Here is a 4098-nt window from a genome sequence, read left to right as displayed (position 1 = left end):
TATTTCGTCACCAACCAGGACAAGATGCGCGTCGAACTCGAAGAGCCTTACGTGCTGATCCATGAAAAGAAGCTCTCCAACCTGCAGGCGTTGCTTCCGGTGCTGGAAGCGGTGGTGCAGTCGGGCAAGCCGCTGCTGATCATCGCCGAGGACGTCGAGGGCGAGGCGCTGGCGACGCTGGTCGTCAACAAGCTGCGCGGCGGCCTCAAGGTCGCGGCCGTCAAGGCGCCGGGCTTCGGCGATCGCCGCAAAGCCATGCTGGAGGATATCGCCATCCTCACCGGCGGTACGGCGATTTCGGAAGATCTCGGCATCAAGCTTGAGAATGTGACGCTGGAGGTGCTGGGCCGCGCCAAGAAGGTGGTGATCGAAAAGGAAAACACAACCATCGTCGACGGCGTCGGGCGCAAGGAAGAGATCCAGGGCCGCGTCGCGCAGATCAAGGCCCAGATCGAGGAAACCACCTCCGACTATGACCGCGAGAAGCTGCAGGAGCGGCTGGCCAAGCTCGCCGGCGGCGTCGCGGTGATCCGCGTCGGCGGCTCGACCGAGGTCGAGGTCAAGGAGCGCAAGGACCGCGTCGACGATGCCCTGCACGCCACCCGCGCGGCTGTCGAGGAAGGCGTGCTGCCCGGTGGCGGCGTCGCGCTGCTTCGGGCGGCCAAGGCGCTCGATGCAGTCCAGACGGACAATGCCGACCAGAAGACCGGGGTCGAGATCGTCCGCCGCGCCATCGAGACACCGGTTCGCCAGATCGCCGAGAACGCCGGCGCGGAAGGCTCGATCATCGTTGGCAAGCTGCGCGAGAAGAGCGAATTCGGCTGGGGTTGGAACGCCCAGACCAACGAGTTCGGCGATCTCTATGGCCAGGGCGTGATCGATCCGGCCAAGGTGGTACGCACGGCGCTGCAAGATGCCGCGTCGGTCGCCGGCCTGCTGGTGACCACCGAGGCAATGGTTGCCGAGAAGCCGAAGAAAGAAGGCGCCGCTCCGGCGATGCCGGCCGGCGCCGGCATGGACTTCTGAGGTCCCGACCAGTGCGCCCGCTCCCTTGGACAGGGAGCGGGCATCAGTTGAAGGGAGAGAGACATGGATGCAATGGCTGATCTTGGGCCCGTGCCCGGGCCGACACATCAGGCAAAGGAGTTTCTGGCCTATGAAAGCGAATGCCGCGGCGTGCTGAAGCCGCTGCTGGCGAGACTGCTCGACACGGCCGAAGCCGCCGGCTGGAAACGGAGGACCGCCGCCTCGGCGCTGATGTTCCTGGCTGCGCAACAGGTGTCGGACGCGTCCCGAGGCACGGCCGGCGCGGCCCTGCACAATCGAGAGGAGGCAAAGCCATGAAGCGCGGGCAGTTTGAAGAACCGGTCACCCTTCTGGTCGGAATGGGGATTCCGAGGAAGATCGAAAGCGTGATGGACGGATACGTGCTGTTGCAGGACTGGCCCGCCGCCTCATGCAGTCGCCCTCAATGCCTGCAAGGCGGGTATCGCCGGTGAGATCGACCCGAAGACGGTGCGAGCGACGCTAGTCACCTTCGCACGCCGCAACGACATATTGCTGCCGGATATGGTTTCGCCGGCCGCGGCGATGGGCAATGAGATGCATTCGGGGTAAGGCGACAGGTCCGTCCGATGTGCAGCGATCGCCTCGCGCACCTCGCGGGGCGCAGAGCCTGCCGGGAACCAGCGACGGCCACGCAGGTTGAATCAGCGTCGGGTCCCCGAGACGAGGCGACGTCATGAGAATCCTGCAAAGCATCAAGAACGCAGCCGAAAAGGTGACCGCTGCCGCAAGACCGGACAGGCAAGCGCATCTCCGCCTCCGACGCCTTTCTCGTGGTTGGCCCCTATCCGCCGTCCGGCACCTATGACGAATGCACGACCGCCGCCGATCACGCCAGGCGGTGGTGACGATCCCCAGGGTCGGACGGCCGCGCAAGGACCCGATCTATGGAAGCAAAGGCCCGCTGCTGGCGGCGTGGAAGAAAGACTGAGTCTCGCCAAGGGCAGGAGGGCAAAGCTTACCGGCGCAAGCCCTGCCTCCGCACGAATGCGCGGTGACGCAATAGTCGTCATGTCGGTGGAACGCTCTCGGCCGCTTCCATGCCAGACAGAGAGCTTCGGCCATGGTCCGGAGTGACCGGTTGCTTGCTTGACTGCCGAAGCCAATTGCTTCGCCGTTGGGCCGCCATGACCTCGCATACGGTCGAATGCCTGCGGCAGGGTAGTGGCGCTGCCATTGTTTTGCGGTCAATCTGAAGCGGAGGATGAGCGGAACGCGGCGCTTCCAAGTTGGTTGCTGCCTTGCAGCATAAATTGCTGCACGTCCCGCCTATCGCCTAGGGAAACCGAAACGCGCCATAGGGCTTCTTACAAGGGGACAGCGACAGGAGGAGGCTCTTATGATTCGTGGAGGCTGCTTGGCTTTTGGCGGTCCTGTTTTCTATCGGGTTTGTCGTGTTGGTTGCAGGCTTGGTGCTGGGCTAGATGGAAACCGGCACTCGACCGCTTATTCCTAGGACATCCATGATTGCTGGACGTCAAAGGCGCCAAAATCGGGCAATTGCAGCGTCACAAGAGCAAGGAGGCCGGCACTGCCGCGCCTTTCGCCATCCCGCTGATCGGGCATTCGGCTTCGCTGCAAAACCAGCGTTCACCATTGCCTGTCGAGATTACGGTTCGATCGTAATATTGCTGCCCCGTAGCTGCGCCCGACGTCTGCCCAGTTGGGCCAGCGAGCCTTTTTGGCGGGTTATCCTATGGACCGGGGGCGAGATGCCGATAAAACGCCATCGCATAGCGCGGTCGTCGTTCGCGCCCGCCTCGTCAATGCTCAGAGGCCGCGGACCGGCTCGATTGGCAAAAGGAAACGGGCGACGCTCGCCCGTTGTTGTCACGTAAGCGACGTCGAGGTCCAAAACACGTCGTCGTTCACGTGCTTGCACCTTGTCAGATCGCTGGCTAGTTCAGCCTGAGGCGTCTTTTACTCCCTCGCATGGGTTAAAATGCGGAATACCGGCCAATGGGCAATCGCTTCGCGCAATTTGGTGAAAAGCTTGCCTTCTTTGTTGATGGCAGATCGAACTTGAACGGCAGCCCATCCGGCTTTCATCGCGCCGCCGACATGGCAATGGCAGACAACAGCGTGCAACTGCCAATCCGTAAGCTCGAAGAAGCGCTTCGCTTCGCCATACGTATCGTTCTTCAGCCCTTCAGCCCGCAAAGTTGGATCGGCGAAAGCGATGCTGAGCGCGGAGCCGAGGGACTGGGTTTTGTCGCGCACGTCCAAGGTCATGTATTCCGTCCCGGGGAAGGCGGCGAGGTACTGCTCGGGATTTCGCTCGAGCAGCATGGCCCAATGTTCCAAACGCTGGCGCCGCGTCATAGCCGGAAAGGATGCTTCGACCTCCGCGACCCCATGCAGTTCTGCAAGTGTCTGATGTTTCATGGCCGTCTCCTGTTGGCGAGGCGCTCCGCCTACAATAGCCGAAGTAGCCCCAGTCGTCCCTACTGCAAGCGAACCTACAGTCTGTCGGGAAGTTCCACTGACGAGAAAATTTGACAATGCGCCTGTTCTGATTTCCCGCTGTCTCGGCGTCTTGGACCATCCCCGACGAGTTACTGCGATGCTTGGATCAGACGTCGGAGCAACGAGTAATCCTTCAGGCGTGATATCTAAATCCCCCCGCACGCAGCGAAGCTGTTCGCCATCGATCGCTTTCTCATCGGCCTTCATGACGCTTTGGTAGTGCCGCCAGGTCAGGCCAGCCCCTCTGACCGCGTCACTTTCGACACGCGAAGGGATTTGATAGGCGTGCAGATAATGAAGGCGCAACTCGTCCAGGAGAGCTTTTCAACAATTTCGTGGCACACCAGAAACGGTTCGAGGCGCAAATTGCCTCTCCATCTGATGGTGCGTGGCAGATGTCGATCGATGTAAATCGTCGTGGCAGGATCGACCGTCTGGCACGTGTGCTGTCCTGACAGCGCGTCACTTCCTGGACGGCAGCTTTGCGCCTAATGCACGAACCCGCTGCGCGGGAGGGCCGCCTCCTTCTGAGATGGCGTGCATGTCATAGGCCTTGAGCGGGTAGAG

The 4098-nt window shown here is 61.7% G+C and carries 5 protein-coding genes; 4 read left to right on the top strand and 1 reads right to left on the bottom strand.

What is annotated here, in order from left to right; all coding sequences use genetic code 11:
- The 4 genes from groEL to LB543_RS33605 form a co-directional block, all read left to right on the top strand.
- Positions 1-1026, top strand: a 1026-nt coding sequence (groEL, locus tag LB543_RS33625) for a chaperonin GroEL (RefSeq protein ID WP_224617337.1), incomplete at its 5' end; no start/stop codon positions are given.
- 63 nt (positions 1027-1089) lie between these two features.
- Positions 1090-1344, top strand: coding sequence for a hypothetical protein (locus tag LB543_RS33620; protein ID WP_140813741.1), 255 nt, complete (start codon positions 1090-1092; stop codon positions 1342-1344).
- A complete protein-coding gene (locus LB543_RS33615) occupies positions 1341-1499 on the top strand; it encodes a hypothetical protein (RefSeq protein WP_224617336.1) in 159 nt (52 codons plus the stop codon). Before LB543_RS33620 ends, LB543_RS33615 begins: the two co-directional genes overlap by 4 nt.
- Positions 1500-2532: 1033 nt before the next feature.
- Positions 2533-2691, top strand: a complete 159-nt coding sequence (locus LB543_RS33605) for a hypothetical protein (RefSeq protein WP_181183113.1) — start codon at positions 2533-2535, stop codon at positions 2689-2691.
- Between the two features lie 294 nt (positions 2692-2985).
- On the opposite strand, the gene LB543_RS33600 is transcribed toward LB543_RS33605, so the two are convergent.
- Positions 2986-3450: a hypothetical protein gene (locus LB543_RS33600; RefSeq protein ID WP_140813743.1), complete on the bottom strand. Its 465-nt coding sequence runs from the start codon at positions 3448-3450 to the stop codon at positions 2986-2988.
- Positions 3451-4098 lie beyond the last annotated feature (648 nt).

It is taken from the genome of Mesorhizobium sp. ESP7-2 (assembly GCF_020164715.1).
Lineage (GTDB): Bacteria > Pseudomonadota > Alphaproteobacteria > Rhizobiales > Rhizobiaceae > Mesorhizobium.
The sequence above is the reverse complement of the archived record's forward strand: the minus strand, read 5'-3'. Positions and strand labels throughout refer to the sequence as shown.

Excerpts from the sequence above, each read along its gene's own strand:
- LB543_RS33600 (WP_140813743.1), bottom strand. The coding sequence starts at position 3,450 with ATGAAACATCAGACACTTGCAGAACTGCATGGGGTCGCGGAGGTCGAA.
- LB543_RS33615 (WP_224617336.1), top strand. The coding sequence starts at position 1,341 with ATGAAGCGCGGGCAGTTTGAAGAACCGGTCACCCTTCTGGTCGGAATG.
- LB543_RS33620 (WP_140813741.1), top strand. The coding sequence starts at position 1,090 with ATGGATGCAATGGCTGATCTTGGGCCCGTGCCCGGGCCGACACATCAG.